Source organism: Vibrio proteolyticus NBRC 13287, assembly GCF_000467125.1.
GTDB classification, from domain to species: domain Bacteria; phylum Pseudomonadota; class Gammaproteobacteria; order Enterobacterales; family Vibrionaceae; genus Vibrio; species Vibrio proteolyticus.
In genome coordinates, this window is sequence record NZ_BATJ01000002.1 from 208386 (window position 1) to 225194 (window position 16809).

The 16809-nt window shown below is 50.4% G+C and carries 16 protein-coding genes; 3 read left to right on the top strand and 13 right to left on the bottom strand.

Features of this window, described 5'->3' with window-relative positions; genetic code table 11:
* The first annotated feature begins 10 nt into the window (after positions 1–10).
* Complete coding sequence (locus tag VPR01S_RS03560; protein WP_021703933.1) at positions 11–1684, top strand: mechanosensitive ion channel family protein; 1674 nt, start codon at positions 11–13, stop codon at positions 1682–1684.
* Positions 1685–1730: 46 nt separating this feature from the next.
* Here the strand turns inward: VPR01S_RS03560 and VPR01S_RS03565 are convergent, their stop codons facing one another.
* From VPR01S_RS03565 to gap, 11 genes are all read right to left on the bottom strand, one after another.
* Positions 1731–2129 (bottom strand): glyoxalase superfamily protein, encoded by a 399-nt coding sequence (locus VPR01S_RS03565; protein WP_281169116.1) that lies wholly within the window; start codon positions 2127–2129, stop codon positions 1731–1733.
* A gap of 72 nt (positions 2130–2201) precedes the next feature.
* Complete coding sequence (locus VPR01S_RS03570; protein WP_021703935.1) at positions 2202–2507, bottom strand: ribbon-helix-helix domain-containing protein; 306 nt, start codon at positions 2505–2507, stop codon at positions 2202–2204.
* A 116-nt stretch (positions 2508–2623) separates the two neighbouring features.
* Complete coding sequence (locus VPR01S_RS03575) at positions 2624–4201, bottom strand: alkaline phosphatase (RefSeq protein WP_021703936.1); 1578 nt, start codon at positions 4199–4201, stop codon at positions 2624–2626.
* A 211-nt stretch (positions 4202–4412) separates the two neighbouring features.
* The gene (locus VPR01S_RS03580; protein WP_021703937.1) at positions 4413–4772 is read right to left on the bottom strand and encodes a hypothetical protein; all 360 of its coding nucleotides are present in this window, start codon (positions 4770–4772) and stop codon (positions 4413–4415) included.
* 304 nt (positions 4773–5076) lie between these two features.
* On the bottom strand, positions 5077–6699 hold the full coding sequence (locus tag VPR01S_RS03585) for an ABC transporter ATP-binding protein (protein ID WP_021703938.1): 1623 nt from the start codon (positions 6697–6699) through the stop codon (positions 5077–5079).
* Between the two features lie 33 nt (positions 6700–6732).
* Entirely contained in the window at positions 6733–7227 is a 495-nt protein-coding gene (locus VPR01S_RS03590) for a hypothetical protein (protein WP_021703939.1), read from the bottom strand.
* A 132-nt stretch (positions 7228–7359) separates the two neighbouring features.
* Positions 7360–8286 carry a ChaN family lipoprotein gene (locus VPR01S_RS03595; RefSeq protein WP_021703940.1) on the bottom strand — a complete coding sequence of 309 codons (927 nt, stop codon included), beginning with the start codon at positions 8284–8286 and terminating at the stop codon, positions 7360–7362.
* 74 nt (positions 8287–8360) lie between these two features.
* Positions 8361–9182: a 23S rRNA (guanine(745)-N(1))-methyltransferase gene (gene rlmA, locus VPR01S_RS03600; RefSeq protein WP_021703941.1), complete on the bottom strand. Its 822-nt coding sequence runs from the start codon at positions 9180–9182 to the stop codon at positions 8361–8363.
* Positions 9183–9275: 93 nt separating this feature from the next.
* Positions 9276–11312: a methyl-accepting chemotaxis protein gene (locus tag VPR01S_RS03605; protein WP_021703942.1), complete on the bottom strand. Its 2037-nt coding sequence runs from the start codon at positions 11310–11312 to the stop codon at positions 9276–9278.
* Positions 11313–11538: 226 nt separating this feature from the next.
* Positions 11539–12423 carry a D-hexose-6-phosphate mutarotase gene (locus VPR01S_RS03610; protein WP_021703943.1) on the bottom strand — a complete coding sequence of 295 codons (885 nt, stop codon included), beginning with the start codon at positions 12421–12423 and terminating at the stop codon, positions 11539–11541.
* A gap of 129 nt (positions 12424–12552) precedes the next feature.
* Positions 12553–13548, bottom strand: a complete 996-nt coding sequence (gene gap / locus VPR01S_RS03615) for a type I glyceraldehyde-3-phosphate dehydrogenase (RefSeq protein ID WP_021703944.1) — start codon at positions 13546–13548, stop codon at positions 12553–12555.
* Between the two features lie 337 nt (positions 13549–13885).
* On the opposite strand from gap, the gene msrB reads away from it, so the two are divergent.
* Positions 13886–14305 (top strand): peptide-methionine (R)-S-oxide reductase MsrB, encoded by a 420-nt coding sequence (gene msrB, locus VPR01S_RS03620; RefSeq protein WP_021703945.1) that lies wholly within the window; start codon positions 13886–13888, stop codon positions 14303–14305.
* A gap of 115 nt (positions 14306–14420) precedes the next feature.
* On the opposite strand, the gene VPR01S_RS03625 is transcribed toward msrB, so the two are convergent.
* Positions 14421–15239, bottom strand: a complete 819-nt coding sequence (locus tag VPR01S_RS03625; RefSeq protein WP_021703946.1) for a DUF2989 domain-containing protein — start codon at positions 15237–15239, stop codon at positions 14421–14423.
* Between the two features lie 101 nt (positions 15240–15340).
* Between VPR01S_RS03625 and VPR01S_RS03630 the strand changes: the two genes are divergently transcribed.
* A complete protein-coding gene (locus tag VPR01S_RS03630) occupies positions 15341–15625 on the top strand; it encodes a YeaC family protein (RefSeq protein WP_021703947.1) in 285 nt (94 codons plus the stop codon).
* A 59-nt stretch (positions 15626–15684) separates the two neighbouring features.
* On the opposite strand, the gene ansA is transcribed toward VPR01S_RS03630, so the two are convergent.
* Positions 15685–16698 (bottom strand): asparaginase, encoded by a 1014-nt coding sequence (gene ansA / locus VPR01S_RS03635; protein ID WP_021703948.1) that lies wholly within the window; start codon positions 16696–16698, stop codon positions 15685–15687.
* Positions 16699–16809: the final 111 nt, after the last annotated feature.

The following is a 16809-nucleotide window of genomic DNA, read 5'->3' on the forward strand; positions in this document are numbered from 1 at the left end:
CGAGGTAAATATGACGACATTGTCTTGTCTGCGGCCAGGCCGCTCCCTGTTGGGTGGATGGTGGTTAGCGCTGCTACTGAGCCTGGTTGTTATCAGCAGCGCGTGGGCGACGGAAGAGCCCCAGCCCTCCAAAGCGCAAGTGGCGATTGAAGCGGTCAACACAGAAATTATTGCCCTGACCGATAGCCTCAGAACGGCCAGCGGCGATGAGAAAGACGCGATTCAGTTGCAGCTATTCCAGAAAAATGAAGAGTTGCGAGAGCGACTGGCTGATGCGATCAATAAGCAATCTTTCGATAAAACTGAGTTGATTGCACAGGTCCGGCTACAGCAGAAATATGGCAACGATGCGACCGCGTATCTGGAAGCGAAAATTAAGTCGCTCAATGAATCACTCAACAGCGCTAAAGATGAAGAGAAACTGTCACTGCTCAATAACTACCGCGAGTTACAGCATTATCTGGATGTGGTGTATGAAGCCAACTGGCAAAACCTCAACTGGCTAAAAAAACTGGGTGAACAGGATGAGGCGGCTGAAGCGGCGCTGAAAGATCAGGTGAACAAGCGTTTACGGGTTCTGTCGGCGTCGGTTGAATATTTCAATCAACAGTTGGACGTGGTTGCCACGCAGCTCAGCTCCAGTCCTGAGTCAGAAAAGGCGTCATTGCAACTCAATCAACTGGTACTGAAACAGCGTCTCGACATTGCCACTGACAGTCTGCGTTCGCTGTTAAATATTGGCGACAATATCGGGTTGGAAACCTCGGAATATAAACGGATGATTTTTGAGGTGACGGGCAGTGTGACTCACGATCTGCTCGACTGGAACGTGGCCATGTCGATCGTCAGTCATTGGTCAAACAGTGCCTGGGACTGGCTCATCGTGAATGCGCCTCAGCACCTGTTTCAACTGTTTGTGTTCGTGCTGATTCTGCTTATCTCCGGAGCGCTGGCAAAAGTCACTCGTAAAGTCGTCAAGAAAACGGTCGGTTCACGTAACCTGAAGTTCTCGCAGTTAATGCAGGACTTTTTTATCTCGATGTCGGGTAAAGCGGTCTGGTTTATCGGTTTTATGGTCGGCCTGTCACAATTAGGCCTGAATTTGACGCCGGTGCTGACCGGTTTTGGTATCGCGGGTGTGATCATCGGTTTCGCATTGCAAGATACGCTGTCCAACTTTGCGGCGGGGATGATGCTGTTGATCTACCGCCCGTTTGATGTAGAAGATTTTGTCTACGCTGGTGGTGTGGAGGGGAAAGTGAGCCACATGAGCCTGGTGAACACCACCATTCGAACCTTTGATAATCAGATCATTATCCTGCCCAACAGTAAAATCTGGGGCGATGTGATTAAGAATGTGACGCATGAACGAGTGCGCCGGGTGGATATGGTGTTTGGCATCGGTTACGCCGATGATTTACTGAAAGCGGAACGGGTGCTAAAAGAGATTGTTACTGAGCATCCGGCTGTGCTGAAAGCGCCAGAGCCCAACATTCGTGTGCATACACTCAATACCTCGTCGGTGGACTTTATTGTCCGCCCATGGGTGAAAACGGACGATTACTGGGATGTGTACTGGGATGTTACCAAAGAAGTGAAGCTGCGTTTTGATCGCGAAGGTATCTCGATTCCGTTCCCACAGCAGGATGTGCATCTGCACATGGTCGACAAAGGCGACGCATAATCAATCAAGGCACTCAGTTGAGTGCCTTATTGTTATCGCATGCCGCCTACAGGTAGCGTCCCTGACGCTGAAGAAACTCGATTTTGTAGCCGTCAGGGTCGGTGACGAAGAAAAACGTCGCCAGATGTTTCTGATGGTGGTCAAGCGCTTTGATGTCGGTGGTTTCCACACCTTGTGCCGTGATGTTCTGGTGCACTTGCTCGATGTCTTCCACGCTGACCGCCAGGTGACCGTAGCCACTGCCATGAGTGTATGCGTCACGCTGATCGTGATTGTAGGTCAGTTCCAGTTCAAAGCCGCTTTCTTCATTGGCCAGATAGGCCAGCGTAAAGCCGTCAAACTGATACTGGTTTTGTACAGTCAAGCCAAGAACGTTACGGTAAAACTCAATGGATTTTTCCAGGTCGCTGACCCGGATCATGCTGTGAATTAATTTTGTCATGATTGCTCCTACTGCTGAGCAAACCAGACTAACGCCACGTGAAGCAAAAAGGGTAGTACCTGAGTACGACAAGCATTACAGGCTGTCGCACAGTTCGGCCTGAGCTGTCTTTATGGTTTGGCTGGGCTGGCGCAGATAGATCAGACAGGCACAGCGTAGCATAGAAGCAAAATTGGTGACGTCACCGTTCAATGCCAGCGCTTCCTGGTGAATGCGGCTGAGAAATTTAGGCATGCTCATCGCTTGGTGGGCGGCAATTTCTTCCAGTATGGTCCAGAAACTGGCTTCCAGCTTGACGCTGGTGACATGCCCGTCAATACGGATTGAACGAGTGATATACTGATAGGTTTCAGCGGGCTGATTGGCAAAAATCTGGCACATGGTCAAACAAGTTTGAATGAGGGAGTGGCATGATCCTGCCGCTAAATGTCATGAACGTCAATGGTATATGAGCTAAAAGAAAAAAGCGCCCCCAAGGAGCGCTTTGGTCTGTGGTGTTATTTGACCATCGACTTGATGTATTCACCCAATTCTGAATGGTGCATGATTTTCGACACCGGAAGAATGGTTTCTGCCGGTCCCCAGGCAAATACGTTAACCGGAGTGTGGGTGTGAGTACCGGTACCCCAGACCGTGTTCTGACCAGTGGCCTGCTCGCGGGCGATCAAGTTGGTACGGTCGTTATACGGGAAGAAAGCGTCAAAGTCGTGAATCGCCGGTACCTCTTTGGCGGACAGGTAACTGTGGCCGTCTTTATGGTAAGGGTTTGGTTTGTCCTGCAAAATGTTGGCGGCTTGAGCTTCGGTAATTGGAAAATCACTGTTCGCGTTGATGATTTCAGCCAATTTGGCCGGAGTTTGCTGGCTCTTGTCCAGCTTGCCAAACGCGTCCAGCATGCCGTAGTAGCTCATTTTCTGGTTGTACAAGCCATCAAGGATTTCAAATTTGCCAAAGTTAAAATTCGGTGCGTAATCCTGCTGTTTAAATGCTTCGCCAGAGCGTTTTTGCGGTTCAGGTAAATTGGCTGAGGAGTAGCTAAAACCAAATGAACCGGTTTCATGGTCCGCCGTGACGATGATCAGAGTATCATCACGTCCTTTCGCCCACTGGTAAACCTCGTTGACGGCTTCATCAAACTTGACCATTTCGTGTAGCATGGTGCCCGCATCATTGCTGTGACCCGCCCAGTCAATTTGTCCACCTTCGACCATCAGGAAGAAGCCATCCTGATCTTTGGCCAGCACGTTCAGGGCTTTTGCCGTCATCTCTTTCAGCGTGGGTTGGGTACGCTTGGGATCGTCCTTGCTCTGACTGTAAGCGATGCCGTCATTCATACCTGAGCTGGCAAACAGCCCGAGAACTTTACTGCCTTGGGCGTCGTTCAGCATGGTTTTATTAAACGCCAATTGGTAACCATTTTTCTGTGCTTCGGTCAGAAGATTGCGCTCGTCTTTACGCTTCGACTTCAGTGCCACATCGCCGTGCGTCAGTGTTTCCAGTTGCTGGTAAGTGTCACCTTTATCGTTAGCAGATTGAGGGATCCAGTGGCGCAGTCCGCCGGATAACATCACGTCGACACCCGTTTTGAGCATGTCCGCGGCAATGTCATTTTCTAGAGAGCGATGCGGCTGATGGGCAGCAAACGCGGCGGGGGTTGCGTGCGTCATACGGGTATCCGACACCAGGCCCGTGGCTTTGCCTAAACGTTTGGCCTGCTCAAGGACGGTTTCAACGTGATGACCATCGGCATCAATACCAATCACTTCCGAGCCTGTGTAGATCCCGGTGGCCAGCATGGTTGCTGAACAGGCGGAATCCACGACAATCGCGTCTTCAGGGTGGGTGAGCGATGAACCGATCACGCCTTCATTGGCCAGTTTGTACAACGCTGTGGTGTTGCCCTGATAAATAGAATGAGGAGCGCGGCTGGCGTAGGTTTCCAAGAGGCCGACTTGTTGTGGTCCCATGCCATCACCAATCATCAGGATGACATTTTTAATTTCTGCTGAAAGTGCGTTGAAGGAGAGCACTGATGTCGCCACTGCCGTTACGACCGGCTTTATTATGTGTTTCATTTTATATCCTTTTTTATTAGGTCGGCGACATTTCATCACTGAATTGTGACACTTAAGTGACAGACATAAAATGTTAATAAAATTGTAACTCTTTGAGCTTAATGAACAACTTCGCGTGGTCGAAGGTGGGGGGGAAGCGTGGCGAGAAGGCAAGAATACGCCAATGGCAACGCGGTTGCGTTGCCATCTGAGTGTCGTGTCGTTGAGCGACTTAAACTAAGGCGAGCAGCAGGCCGCCAATGGTTGCCGCAGCGGAAAGATATTGCCCCGCGGAATAGGAAACGTCTTCTTCTTGTTCCTTCGCTTTGTCTGGGTGTTCCATTCCCAAAGCACCACGGGTGAATGAGTTAACTTTATCTCCGACGGTTTTTTCGCCTTGTTCAGCTGCTTTTTCTTCTTTTTCGATGTCTTTCAGAGCGGCGAGCAATGCTTTGCCTTCGTCTGAGAGTGTCACCTTAGTCTGTTCGACTTTAAGAGGGGCAGAGGAAGTGTCCTGCTCTCCGGTTTTAGCCTGAGGAGAGACAGTCTGGCTTGGGGTCACTCTGACCGAATCCATTCCTACTGGCGTCATACTCTTCTCCTGAATCTATCCACATTAGCTATATCGGCCAGGCGATAAAAAACTTTTGCAGAAATCTTACTTATTTGTTCAAAAAATAACATAGCAAAAAGTGCGCCCGATTGCTGCCGGCTTTTCTCAGCTTATGAACGGCGTAATCGATCGGTAGAAAAACGTGAGCAACATCTGTGCCAGTTATGGGGGACGAGGGGGAAATGAAAACGCCGCATCCTTGCGGCGTAATCGGGTCGGCGGCCAAACCGATTTTTAGGAGCGGTTACAGTTTAGGAGAAAAAGATGACAATTTCATGCAGGTTCATGCGGCAACCTCATCGCTCTCCTCAAGATCGAATGAGGCACGGATGAGCTTTTTAGTGTAATCGTGACGAGGTTGCTGGAAGATGACTTCTGCGCTGCCTTGTTCCATGACTTCCCCTTTTTGCATCACGATCACCCTGTCTGACAAGGCCTTAACCACACTGAGGTCATGACTGATGAACAGGAAACCGATGTTGTGCTTTTTCTGGATATCCTTGAGCAAGTCGATAACCGTTAGCTGAACCGAACGATCTAAGGCCGATGTCGGTTCGTCCAATAAGATAAAAGAGGGTTCAAGGATCAGCGCCCGGGCAATCGCAATCCGTTGACGCTGACCGCCGGAAAATTCATGCGGATAGCGGTTAATTGAATGAGGATCCAGTCGCACCTCTTGCAGCGCTTTGCGTGCGCGCTGCAAACGCTCACTGCGGCTGAGATGAGGTTGGTGCACGGTCAGACCTTCAGTAATGATTTCGCCGATCGTCATTCGTGGCGATAGCGACCCATAAGGATCCTGAAACACCATCTGAATGTCTTTTTTCAGGTCGAAACGCTGCTTGTCGGTCAGTTGGCTAACATCCTGGCCTTTAAATACAATTTGCCCGCTTGATGGCAACAGGCCAATCAATGCCCGGCCCAGAGTCGATTTCCCAGATCCGGATTCCCCCACGATGCCCAGAGTTTCCCCTTGTTTAAGTTCAAGCGAGATGCCTTTTACCGCTTCAAAGTATTGATTTCTGGCAGAGATAAAATGCGATTTAACCAGAAATTTGACCCGGATGTCTTGTGCGCTCAGCAGCGCTGGGGCGCTGTCTTCAATGGCGTCTTTACGCCCGTTGGGGATGGAGTTGATCAGCATCTTCGTGTATTCGTGTTGCGGTGAGGTAAACAGATCTCGGCATTGTCCCTCTTCGACCACGTCACCTTGACACATCACCAGCACTCGATCGGCCAGGTGTTTCACCACACCCAGATCGTGTGTGATGAACAAGATCGCCATGCCCATTTTCGTCTGAATCTCTTGAATCAGATTCAGCACTTCAGCCTGAACGGTAACGTCCAGTGCGGTGGTGGGTTCATCGGCGATCAGAATATCTGGTTCGTTGATCAGCGCCATGGCTATCATAATCCGTTGCAGCTGCCCGCCGGAAAACTCATGCGGGTACTTGTTGTAGGCTTGATCAGGTTCTGGCAGATGCACCAGTTCAAACAGTTCCAGTACGCGTTGTCTGGCTTGTTTCAATGAACGCCGACGGTGACACATCAGGGCTTCCGCCACCTGGATACCGACCCGCATGTATGGGTTTAATGACGTCATCGGTTCTTGAAAAATCATCGCAATGCGGTCGCCGCGAACTTTGCGCATGGAATTTTCGCTTTGCGTTAGAAGTTCCTGGCGTTCGAACACAATGCTGGAGTCCGGATGAACAATGGCATTGTTAGGCAACAATTGCATCAGCGCGTTGGTGGACACGGACTTACCGCTGCCGGACTCGCCGACGATTGCCAGCGTTTCCCCCGCATACAGGTCAAAGTTGATATTTTTTACCGCATCAACGATTCCGTCGTTGGTGGTAAAACTAACGGACAGGTTACGTACCGTAAGGATTGGATTGGACATTGTACTTCCTTATCAATGGGGAGTCAGACGGTGTCAGTTCACCACCTGAGGTGTGGTCATAAGCCCGTTCATCAGCTTAAGGTTGGTGAAATAATGGTGCGCCTTTTCTACTTGCTCATATTCCAGCATCCACTGCGCATTGCGCTGCGCGCTGCAAAACACACCCAGATGACGCAGGAGATCCTCACTCTGTTTCTCCAGTACGCTATCGGTACTGCGGACAAGGGCGTTCGGTTCTATGGCGATAAACTGGAGTAAGGCGTAGGCTTGATTGAGTACGTCAAACGCGCGCTGGTGCTGGCCCATACGGTTGAGGATTTCGGACTGAGATACCGCGGCATCACGCAGGCCAGACAGTAAGCAGACAAACTGACAGGGCTTAGTCTCATCGGAGCGCAGCGCGGATTGAATGTGTCCTGGCAGTGAAGAAAGCACGTCTTCATAGAGATAGTGTGCCTGAGGCCAATGGCCCTGATCCAGAAGTTGTTCCGCTTTGAGGTAGCTCGACCAGCATTGTTGTAGGTCCATGAATCTCTTCTCCGATGACGTCAAACAGTAGTATTTAAATGCAATTAATTATCAATTGCAAATAATAATTATTGTTATGTATGAAAGGGAAAGAGAAGTGCCGGGCTATTCGCCCGGCAGGTTGGCGTGGTGTTATTCGCAGATCAAATCGTCATTGCGTTGTGTCAGTGCATGGATCGCTTTGAGGCGATTATCACGTTGAACAAAACGTACCGGCGGCTCAAGCACGGCCAACTGGTAGTCGGCTTTCGCCTGTGTTGGCTTTGTCACGGGGGTGATCACAACCACCTTCAAGGTCGGGTTGCGCCGCAGAATCGACGCTTTGGTCCCCAGACCATCTTCTATATGGAATTTTCCCGCGATATGTAAGATTTGGGTCTCCGGATTGTCTTTGAGATAATTGACAATGCTTTCGGCCATGGTTTCGTCCCAGGTCACCTGTGCGGCATATTGGCGTTCGGTTTGTTCTGGCTTGCCGTGGTGCATCGATGCCATGAACTTGTCTTTGTAAGCAGAGGGACCGGTATTGATTTCGCTGGCCACTTGCTGACGACGCTCCGCAGACAGCTTGTCGAGATAGGTCAGGCCTTCACGACCGATGCAGCGCACCATAGGTTTGGGGGCGTTGGCAGCGAGCACGTCCATATCGTTGGCTTTGGCGAACTCGACCAGCGGCCTGTAGTCGCTTTCATAGTTTGGCCAGGCGTCGCCTTCTGACATCAGTGGCTGTTCACCAATGCGGCTATTGAGGTAGTCGTTGAGTACTTTTTGTGCTGGGCGGGCAAACTGTTCCATCGACAAGGTGATGGCCTTGGGAGTGCGGCTCAACGCTTGCAGCAAATCGGTCTGAAAACGGTGAACCCCGGCATGTGTGTGCCATTCGCCCACCAATACCACATCCGCATCCAGAATGTTTGCGGGCAAGTTATCGACGCTGAGTTGCTTTCCCTGAGGGGAATACAGTTGGTAGTCGTAATAAGTGGTGTTGAGTTCAGTTGTGCTACTGACGCAGCCGCTGAGCAATAATGCACTGAAAACAGAGGTAAAAAGGGTTCGCATTGATTGGCCTCCAAAAATGACCGGGGAATCTTACCGGAGGCCTGATTAGGATTCAATGAAAATGAAAATTATTATCAATTGACTTTTTGGTATACGCGCAGCATGAAATCGGCCTCACACTCAAACAGTGTAGATGACTTCAGCTTTTCGCGGAGTTCATCACTGGCTTTCCAGGCAAAAGGCGTCATTTGCAGCAGGTCAAAGGCGTCATTACCTGGCAGTTGCATGATGTAATTGAGTGTCTGCTGAGCGGCCAGTTCAAAGCCGTCTATCTGTTCTGGCTCTTCGTTGTGCAGGCGTACTTGTTGATATATGTGTTCACGCAACTGGTAGAGATGGCGAGCTGCGGGTGTCACGGTAATCACCACACCTTCTGGGCTGAGGGCGCGATTCAGCTCTTCGGCTTTACATGGCGCGTAAATACGCAGGATGGCGTCCAGGCTGCCGTCTGCGAAGGGTAAACGGTGGCTGGATGCCACGCTAAAGTGGCAGTTCGGGTAACGTTTTGAAGCGTAACGAATCGCGATTTTTGAGATATCGAGACCGAACGTGCATGCGGTTGGCGAGCATGCCGACAGTGTCCGTTCAACCTGATCAGTGTAGTAACCTTCGCCACAACCGATATCGAGCAATCGAGCCTGACCCTCTTCCAGGTATTCTGCGCACAACTGGGCGACAGCTTGACGCATTGGGTCGTAGTGACCGCCTTCCAGGAAGCGGCGGCGTGCCTGCATCATCTCTTTGTTGTCGCCTGGATCTTTGGAGCGCTTATGATGGGCCGGCATCAGATTGACATAACCTTCCTTTGCCATATCGAACTGGTGGTTGTTCTCACACTGGTAAGTCCGTTCGTTCAGGGACAGGGTTTGATGACAAAGGGGGCACTGGTAACTCATAACGACCTCAACGGTTAAGCAGGGCGGCAAGTCTACCAAAAACCGCCCGATCAGGCGAAATAAAAAGAGCCGGACAGACCGGCTCTGGTGGGATTAGTGGAAAAAGTCCACTTGTTGCTTGAGTGATTGAGCCTGACGTTGCAGCTCTGCGGCACTGTCGGTGGTTTTCGCACTGGTATCGCGACTTGCCCGGTTCAGGTCACTGATGGAATGGGCATTGGCAGCGATCTCCTGAGAGACCTGTGCCTGCTCTTCCGAAGTGGCGGCGATGGCCTCAGCCTGAGAGGCGATCGATTGCACCTGAACGGCTATCGCTTCCAGTGCCGTACCGGCATCCTGAGCTTTGTTAAGCACCTGATTGGCGCTGGTTTGGCTCTGGTTCATCAGATTGACGGCGTTATGGGTTGAGCCTTTGAGTTTTTCGATGATTTCGACCACATCCTGCACTGAGGTTTGAGTGCGGTGAGCCAAAGTGCGCACTTCATCGGCCACTACGGCGAAACCGCGTCCCTGCTCACCGGCGCGGGCTGCTTCAATCGCGGCGTTCAATGCCAGCAAGTTGGTTTGCTCGGCGATTTCATCAATCATCTTGGTGACGGTCTGAATGCTTTCGCTGTCACGATTTACTTGTTCAATCGCGCTCGCCGAATTGTCGAGTTGATCGTTGAGCTGCGCGACATCAATGCACACGCCTTCCACCATTTCCAGGCCGGACTGACTGTCGGTATTGGCCAGGCGAACGTTTTCCGCAATGCTTTCCACTTGCTGGGCGACGGACTGAGCGGACGAGGCCATTTCTTCAATGGCGGTAACCACCTGCTCGACCTGCTCTTGCTGACGATCAGACTGGGCGAGGTTTTGACGCGCATCCTGAGCGACACTGTTTGAACTGTGTTCCACTTCATCGCTTGTGGCGCGGATTTCACTCACCAGCTCATTCAGTTGACCGGCCATATTGGCCACCCCGTTATTCAGGTTGATGATTTCATTTTTGGAGCTGTGGTCCGAGGCAGGAATGCGAATACTCACTTCGCCTTTCGCCAACCGACCCATGTAGCCGTTGAGTATGGTCAAGGGTTTCAGGGTACGGTTGAGCACCAGAGTCAGAATCACAAATGTAGCGAGCGCTACCAGCAGCGAGATAATGATGATCAGTTTAAGCAGTATCTGACTGCCCTGAGTGACTTCGCTGATAAAGGTGCCACCGAGGAGTTTCCAGTTCCAGCCCGGAACCTCGGTAAACACCAGGTATTTCTCACCAATCGTGCCCTGACTCGCAAACGGGTAGAGAATAAGGCCACTTGGCTGAGTAAAGATTTGATGAAACGGCGTGTCGCCATTGTAGTCACGGACGTCCTGAATGGGCGCATCACTCTCTTTACGCACGGGATGAAGCAGGTAATGACCCTGATTGTCTTTGGCATTGTCGACAATGATGGTGTACCCCGTTTCGCCCCAACTGACGGTTTTCAGCGCAGTAAACAGTTCCTGAGTGGCATTTTCCACCGGCAGCCCAATAAACGACAGGCCATTGACTTTGCCATTGGCATCGGTAATCGGGGCGTAGTAGGTCACATAACGCTCACCAAACAAGGTTACCTGAGCATAGTAAGGCTGGCCGTTGACCAGTTGTTGATAGCCGGGATGATCCGGTCCCAGCGTAGTGCCGATGGCGCGCTGGCCGCTCGGATCTTTCAGTGAAGTCGATACGCGGATAAAGTCGTTGCCCAGCGGCGCAAACAGCGTTGCGACCGCACCTGTGTCACGGGTAAAACTGTCGACCAGTTTGGTGTCATTGATCAAGCTTTCCCCGTACTGAGTCATGTTGGGGATTTGTTTGCCTTCAAAATCCACGGTGTAATTTTCAACGTAGACCCCTGCGAGATAGCCGTTTCGAAACGTGGACTCCAAGACTTCGGCCGTATGCAGATAAGCATCAAACTGACCGGCAATGGTTTTGGCCATGGTTTCGACTTTTGACTGATGTTCTTTCAGTGTGTTCTCCAGCAGAACCTGCGACGCGTTGCGATACACCAATACGGCAATACTGGTAAAGGCGACCAGCAGGCAGAGTGTGATAACCAGCTTGAGCTGAAAACCGACACTTTGATTTTTATACTTTTCTATCATTCTTCGTGATTCCTGGTTGACGTGACACCTAGTAATGTAGGCGGTTAAATCCGTCTGACGCATAAATTTAACCCACGGATACTACAAAGTTCCCCCGAGTGCTTGTTTGATTCTTATTAATGAAACAGATGAAAAGCACCAAAATCCACCGGCTGGCTTTATCAAGACCCACGAGGATGAAAAAATGACAGGCAAAGAAGAGGCCAGCGAGTGCTGGCCTGAATGGTTATGCTACTGATAAGAGGGTTGAGAGCTGGTAATGCTCGCCAGGTTGCAATATTTTACCTTGCTCCAGGCTAGGTGCATGCAGGGTGGATTCTACGCACAGCATGGTCAGATAGCCGTCGTCGGCCATATCGGCCATCGCCTGCGCACCTGCCGCCCAAGGATTCCACAGGACTGCGGCATTGTGACCGCTGTTTTCCACCACCAAAGTGCGTTCAAAACGGCTATCGGCCACCTTAATGTGAGCCTCTGGTTGCGTGTATACCCGATCGATGGTGTCGCTCAGTTGCAGGACATCGCCACCCTGACACGCTTTTTCATTCTGCAAACTGTCAATGTAATCACTGCCCATGCCACGAACAGAGACCTCGCGGATGTCAGCGACGTTGAGATAAGTGTGCAGCGCGCCGGAGAAGGTCCAGGCGTGTTGATCCGTGTTCACGACATCCAGGGTGACTTTCAGAGTATCACTGACTTCTATGATCAAACGTGCATCAAATTGGTGTGGCCACAGCGTGAGCGTTTGTTCGTTGGGGCGTAATCCTAACTCGATGATAACGCCTTGCTCGTTTTCACGATGTTCAAGCAGCGTCCATTCGCTGTTGCGTGCGAAGCCATGCGACGGAGCAGCAATGCGACCAAACCAAGGCCAGCACACCGGGATGCCGCCGCGCAATGCCGCTTTACCGTCAAATACGGCTTGGTCGCTCATCCAGATAACATCGGGTTGTCCGGCCGGAGCAAATGACAGCACATGTGCGCCATGTAAGGCAATTCCAGCGGTGGCTTTTTCGTGCAGGACGCGCACGACTTTAACCCCGTCAAGTTCGACGATTGTTACGCTGTCTGACAGAACGGTTAAGGCGGGGAGGGTTTTCAAATCCATACTCTGAACTCCTGAAACTGTGCTCGGACCGAAGCATGCCCGAGAACGACAGATACTAAAAAGGCGACTCGAGAGCCGCCTTTCTTTACGTCTTATCTTTCAAAGACAAGCTTATCGCTAATGCTTACATTACTTAGAGATGTGAGCGATCAGGTCAAGAACTTTGTTTGAGTAACCGATTTCGTTGTCGTACCAAGATACAACTTTAACGAATTTGTCAGTCAGTGCGATACCTGCTTTAGCATCGAACACTGAAGTGCAAGTTTCGCCGATGAAATCTTGAGATACAACTGCGTCTTCAGTGTAGCCCAGAACGCCTTTCAGTTCGCCTTCAGACGCGTCTTTCATTGCTTTACAGATGTCTTCGTAAGAAGCACCGTTAACCAGGTTTACAGTCAGGTCAACAACAGAAACGTTAGCAGTTGGTACGCGGAAAGCCATACCAGTCAGTTTGCCGTTTACTTCTGGAAGTACAACGCCTACTGCTTTAGCTGCACCAGTTGAAGATGGGATGATGTTCTGAGAAGCACCACGACCACCGCGCCAGTCTTTCGCAGAAGGACCGTCTACAGTTTTCTGAGTTGCAGTTGTTGCGTGAACAGTTGTCATCAGGCCAGATTCGATACCGAACTTGTCGTTCAGTACTTTAGCGATAGGCGCCAGACAGTTAGTAGTACAAGAAGCGTTAGAAACGATGTCTTGGCCTGCGTAAGTGTCGAAGTTTACGCCGTTAACGAACATTGGAGTTGCGTCTTTAGAAGGACCAGTCAGAACAACTTTCTTCGCACCAGCAGTGATGTGCTTACGCGCAGTCTCGTCAGTCAGGAAGATACCAGTTGCTTCAGCAACAACGTCAACACCGATTGCGTCCCATTTCAGGTCTTCTGGGTTGCGTTCTGCAGTTACACGTACAGTTTTGCCGTTAACGATCAGGTTACCGCCTTCAACTTCAACAGTACCGTTGAAACGGCCGTGAGTTGAGTCGTACTTCAGCATGTAAGCCATGTATTCTACGTCGATCAGGTCGTTGATACCTACAACTTCGATGTCGTTACGCTCTTGCGCTGCACGGAATACGAAACGACCGATACGGCCAAAACCGTTAATACCTACTTTGATAGTCATTATAGTTGCTCCACAACTTAATTTCTGATTAAAGATAACTGGTAGTAAAATTACAGAATCCAGTAAACATCTGCAATAGATAATCGGACTTAACTTGTTTAAAGTCAAAAAAAAGCGTCGCTTTTTTTCACAATCAGCTACAAATGGTGGTTTTTTAAACTCAGCACTGGTTTATCTGTGCACCAGTTTCCGTAAAATACCTTAGACGGCGAAAGTATTACGGGGGATGGGTTGCCCACTTTTCATAACGAAAAAGTATGTGCTACAAACGTAATTGTAGACAAGTTTTTCGCCGAATCATTCCATACAACAATCGAGAATTAGGAGAAAGTGTTACGTGAAACCTGGTGTCGAGAAAATAGAGAAGCCTGATGAATACTGGCGTGAGACCCTGTCAGTAGAGGCATATAACGTGTGCCGCAAGCAAGGCACCGAAGCCCCGTTCAGCGGTAAGCTACTCCACAACCGAGATACTGGCATCTACGAATGTACCTGTTGTCAGGCACCGCTGTTCCACTCCGAAAACAAGTACGATTCGGGATGCGGTTGGCCTAGTTTTGATGCGCCGATCGATCCGGATGCAATCCGATATCTGGAAGATCTGAGTCACGGAATGGTGCGAACTGAGATTCGCTGTGCGGCTTGCGACAGCCATCTGGGGCATGTTTTCCCTGATGGACCCAAGACGACAGGGGACCGATTTTGTGTCAATTCCGTGTCGTTAATTTTCAACAAAAGTGATCAAACCTGTCGCTGAATGACACCTTAGTGTTAAATCCTTTCATTTTATCGACGGGGTAGCGGGAGGAACTGACACTTCCGCTCGCAAGCCAACAAAAAGCCGCTTCCAAACAGAGCGGCTTTTTTAGACCTCAAAAGGTATTGGGGATAAGGCTTGAGCGATAATTGCCCTGTCTGATGGCATCTTCAACCTCGTTGGCCAGCATATCCAGACGAGTGTAAGTCGCCTGGTCGAACCCGTACAACAGTTGCAGTTCTGACTGAGAGGCCACGTTGATATCAAACCGCTCGGCGACCCGAGTCCAGATATAAGCCTTCTCTTTCTGATTGAGCTTGTAGTAAGTACTGGCCAGCGATTTGAAAATTTCGGTGTTGACATCATCGGCACCGGATAACTCCAGTGAGTGATTGAGCAAGGTAACGGTTTTGGCGCTGTCGCGGCTGGTATAAAACGTCGCTAACGCGTACTGCAGATGGGCGGTTTCCAGTTCTGGTGAACCTTCCAACTGAAGAAACTGACGGCGTGCATTATTGTCACCAATCTGACTCCATAGGAAGTAGAGTGTTTCCGGTTCGGTGGAGTCACTCAGTTCCTGTACGATGCGTTCCTGTTCTTCACCGGAGTGCACGAGAGCTTCAAAACGCTTGCGCTTGAGAGCGCTCTGATCGATGGGCTGGATTTGTGCCGCCAGTTCAAGACAGCGGCGGTACTCCGTGACCATCTGGTATTCGGTGATTTTGTGGCTTTCCGTCGGATCTTTGAGGACGTCAAAACGGTGCCAAATCAGGTTAGTTCTGGGCACCCGGCACTGGCCGTCATCCACATTCAGCTGTTCACATCGCAGCGCCGGGTAATCGTTACACAGCTGCTCCGTGTTTTTTCTGCTGTCAAAGCACCCGGTCAAGCCGGCACTTATCAGGGTAATAGAGACAATTCGATGAAGGTTCATATTTTTGCTTGTGATCAAATACGCTTATTTGCTCGTGCTACCTTGACTGACAAAGCCGAGACGTTATTTTCTGTGCAAGAATGATGATTTAAGGATACACCATGGACGCAGAACAGTTAATTAATGCCATCACACCTGAGGTTTATGAGCGGCTAACCTATGCGGTGGAGACAGGTAAGTGGCCTGAAGGTACACCACTTTCACAAGAGCAGCGAGACTCTTGTATGCAAGCTGTGATGTTGTATCAATCAAAACACAACACGGCAGCAGACCACATGTCTATTGCGGCCGGTGGAGAGATAAAATTTAAGTCAAAAGCAGAGCTAAAAAAAGAGTTTCAGCCGGGGCAAAGCGATATTGTCCGGGTGAACCCCAACGAAAACTGAGTGTAACTAAAAAGCCCCTGCATTCCTGCAGGGGCTTTGTTATCGGACGCGGGAAGCCGTTATAAGCTCATTTCACCGCGCAGGACTTGCTGCATTTTGGCTTTTACTTCCTCATAGCCGAGGTTCTGGCTTAGCAGGTAATGCAGTTTAGCCAGAGCAGCTTCCGGAGTCATATCAAAGCCGCTGATCACGCCGGCATCCGCCAAAGCACAACCAGTAGCATACCCCCCCATGTTCACTTTTCCTGCCAGACACTGAGTCAGATTCACCACGATCACACCTCGTTCTGAAGCCTCTTGCAGATGGCTGAGTAGCTCCGGATTTTGCGGCGCGTTGCCCACACCAAAGGTCAGCAGAATCATGGCATTAACTGGCTGGAGCAGTGTGTTGCGGATCACTTCATGTGAAATGCCCGGGTACATAGTAATCACACCGATAGGTTGAGGCGTAATGTTATGTACTTTGAATTCACCGACAGGCTGAGCGCCAACGGTGACGTTGCTGCTGATCTGAATATTGATCCCTGCTTCCAATAGTGGCGGCAGGTTTGGAGATGTAAAGGCATTGAAACCGTCTGCGTGCGATTTAGTGCTGCGGTTGCCGCGCATCAGCTGGTTGTTGAAAAACAGCGTCACTTCATTGATCGGGTAATTGGCCGCAATGTGCAGTGCGTTCAACAAATTGGCCTGGCCGTCAGATCGCAGCTCGGCCAGAGGAATTTGTGAACCCGTCACGATGACCGGTTTGCCCAGATTCTCCAACATGAATGACAGTGCGGATGCGGTGTACGCCATCGTGTCGGTACCGTGCAGAATGACAAACCCGTCGTATTTATCGTAGTTATCCCGGATATCATCCGCGATTTGTTGCCAGTCAGCCGGAGTCATATCCGAAGAATCGATCAGTGGCTCGTATTCGTGAATGGTGTATTCCGGCATTTCCGGACGGTGGAATTCCGGCATGCTGGCCAGCTGTTTTTCCATAAAGCCAGCGACGGGCACGTAACCGTGATCCGACTTTTGCATGCCGATGGTGCCGCCGGTGTAGGCGATGTATATGTGTTTTCTTGCCATTGCTAGAAACCATAATTGTAGGGGGAACAGAGCGGGCGATTATAACTAATAATTGGTTAAGAAAAAGGGGCATCTCGCACAGAGATGCCCCTAATCGTACCAGTGCTTGCG

Bases quoted from the DNA above. Each gene is read 5' to 3' on its own strand.
- VPR01S_RS03625 (WP_021703946.1), bottom strand. From the start codon at position 15,239: ATGAACCTTCATCGAATTGTCTCTATTACCCTGATAAGTGCCGGCTTG.
- VPR01S_RS03590 (WP_021703939.1), bottom strand. From the start codon at position 7,227: ATGGACCTACAACAATGCTGGTCGAGCTACCTCAAAGCGGAACAACTT.
- VPR01S_RS03585 (WP_021703938.1), bottom strand. From the start codon at position 6,699: ATGTCCAATCCAATCCTTACGGTACGTAACCTGTCCGTTAGTTTTACC.
- VPR01S_RS03580 (WP_021703937.1), bottom strand. From the start codon at position 4,772: ATGACGCCAGTAGGAATGGATTCGGTCAGAGTGACCCCAAGCCAGACT.
- VPR01S_RS03560 (WP_021703933.1), top strand. From the start codon at position 11: ATGACGACATTGTCTTGTCTGCGGCCAGGCCGCTCCCTGTTGGGTGGA.
- ansA (WP_021703948.1), bottom strand. From the start codon at position 16,698: ATGGCAAGAAAACACATATACATCGCCTACACCGGCGGCACCATCGGC.
- VPR01S_RS03630 (WP_021703947.1), top strand. From the start codon at position 15,341: ATGGACGCAGAACAGTTAATTAATGCCATCACACCTGAGGTTTATGAG.
- VPR01S_RS03570 (WP_021703935.1), bottom strand. From the start codon at position 2,507: ATGTGCCAGATTTTTGCCAATCAGCCCGCTGAAACCTATCAGTATATC.
- VPR01S_RS03610 (WP_021703943.1), bottom strand. From the start codon at position 12,423: ATGGATTTGAAAACCCTCCCCGCCTTAACCGTTCTGTCAGACAGCGTA.
- rlmA (WP_021703941.1), bottom strand. From the start codon at position 9,182: ATGAGTTACCAGTGCCCCCTTTGTCATCAAACCCTGTCCCTGAACGAA.
- VPR01S_RS03605 (WP_021703942.1), bottom strand. From the start codon at position 11,312: ATGATAGAAAAGTATAAAAATCAAAGTGTCGGTTTTCAGCTCAAGCTG.
- VPR01S_RS03595 (WP_021703940.1), bottom strand. From the start codon at position 8,286: ATGCGAACCCTTTTTACCTCTGTTTTCAGTGCATTATTGCTCAGCGGC.
- gap (WP_021703944.1), bottom strand. From the start codon at position 13,548: ATGACTATCAAAGTAGGTATTAACGGTTTTGGCCGTATCGGTCGTTTC.
- VPR01S_RS03575 (WP_021703936.1), bottom strand. From the start codon at position 4,201: ATGAAACACATAATAAAGCCGGTCGTAACGGCAGTGGCGACATCAGTG.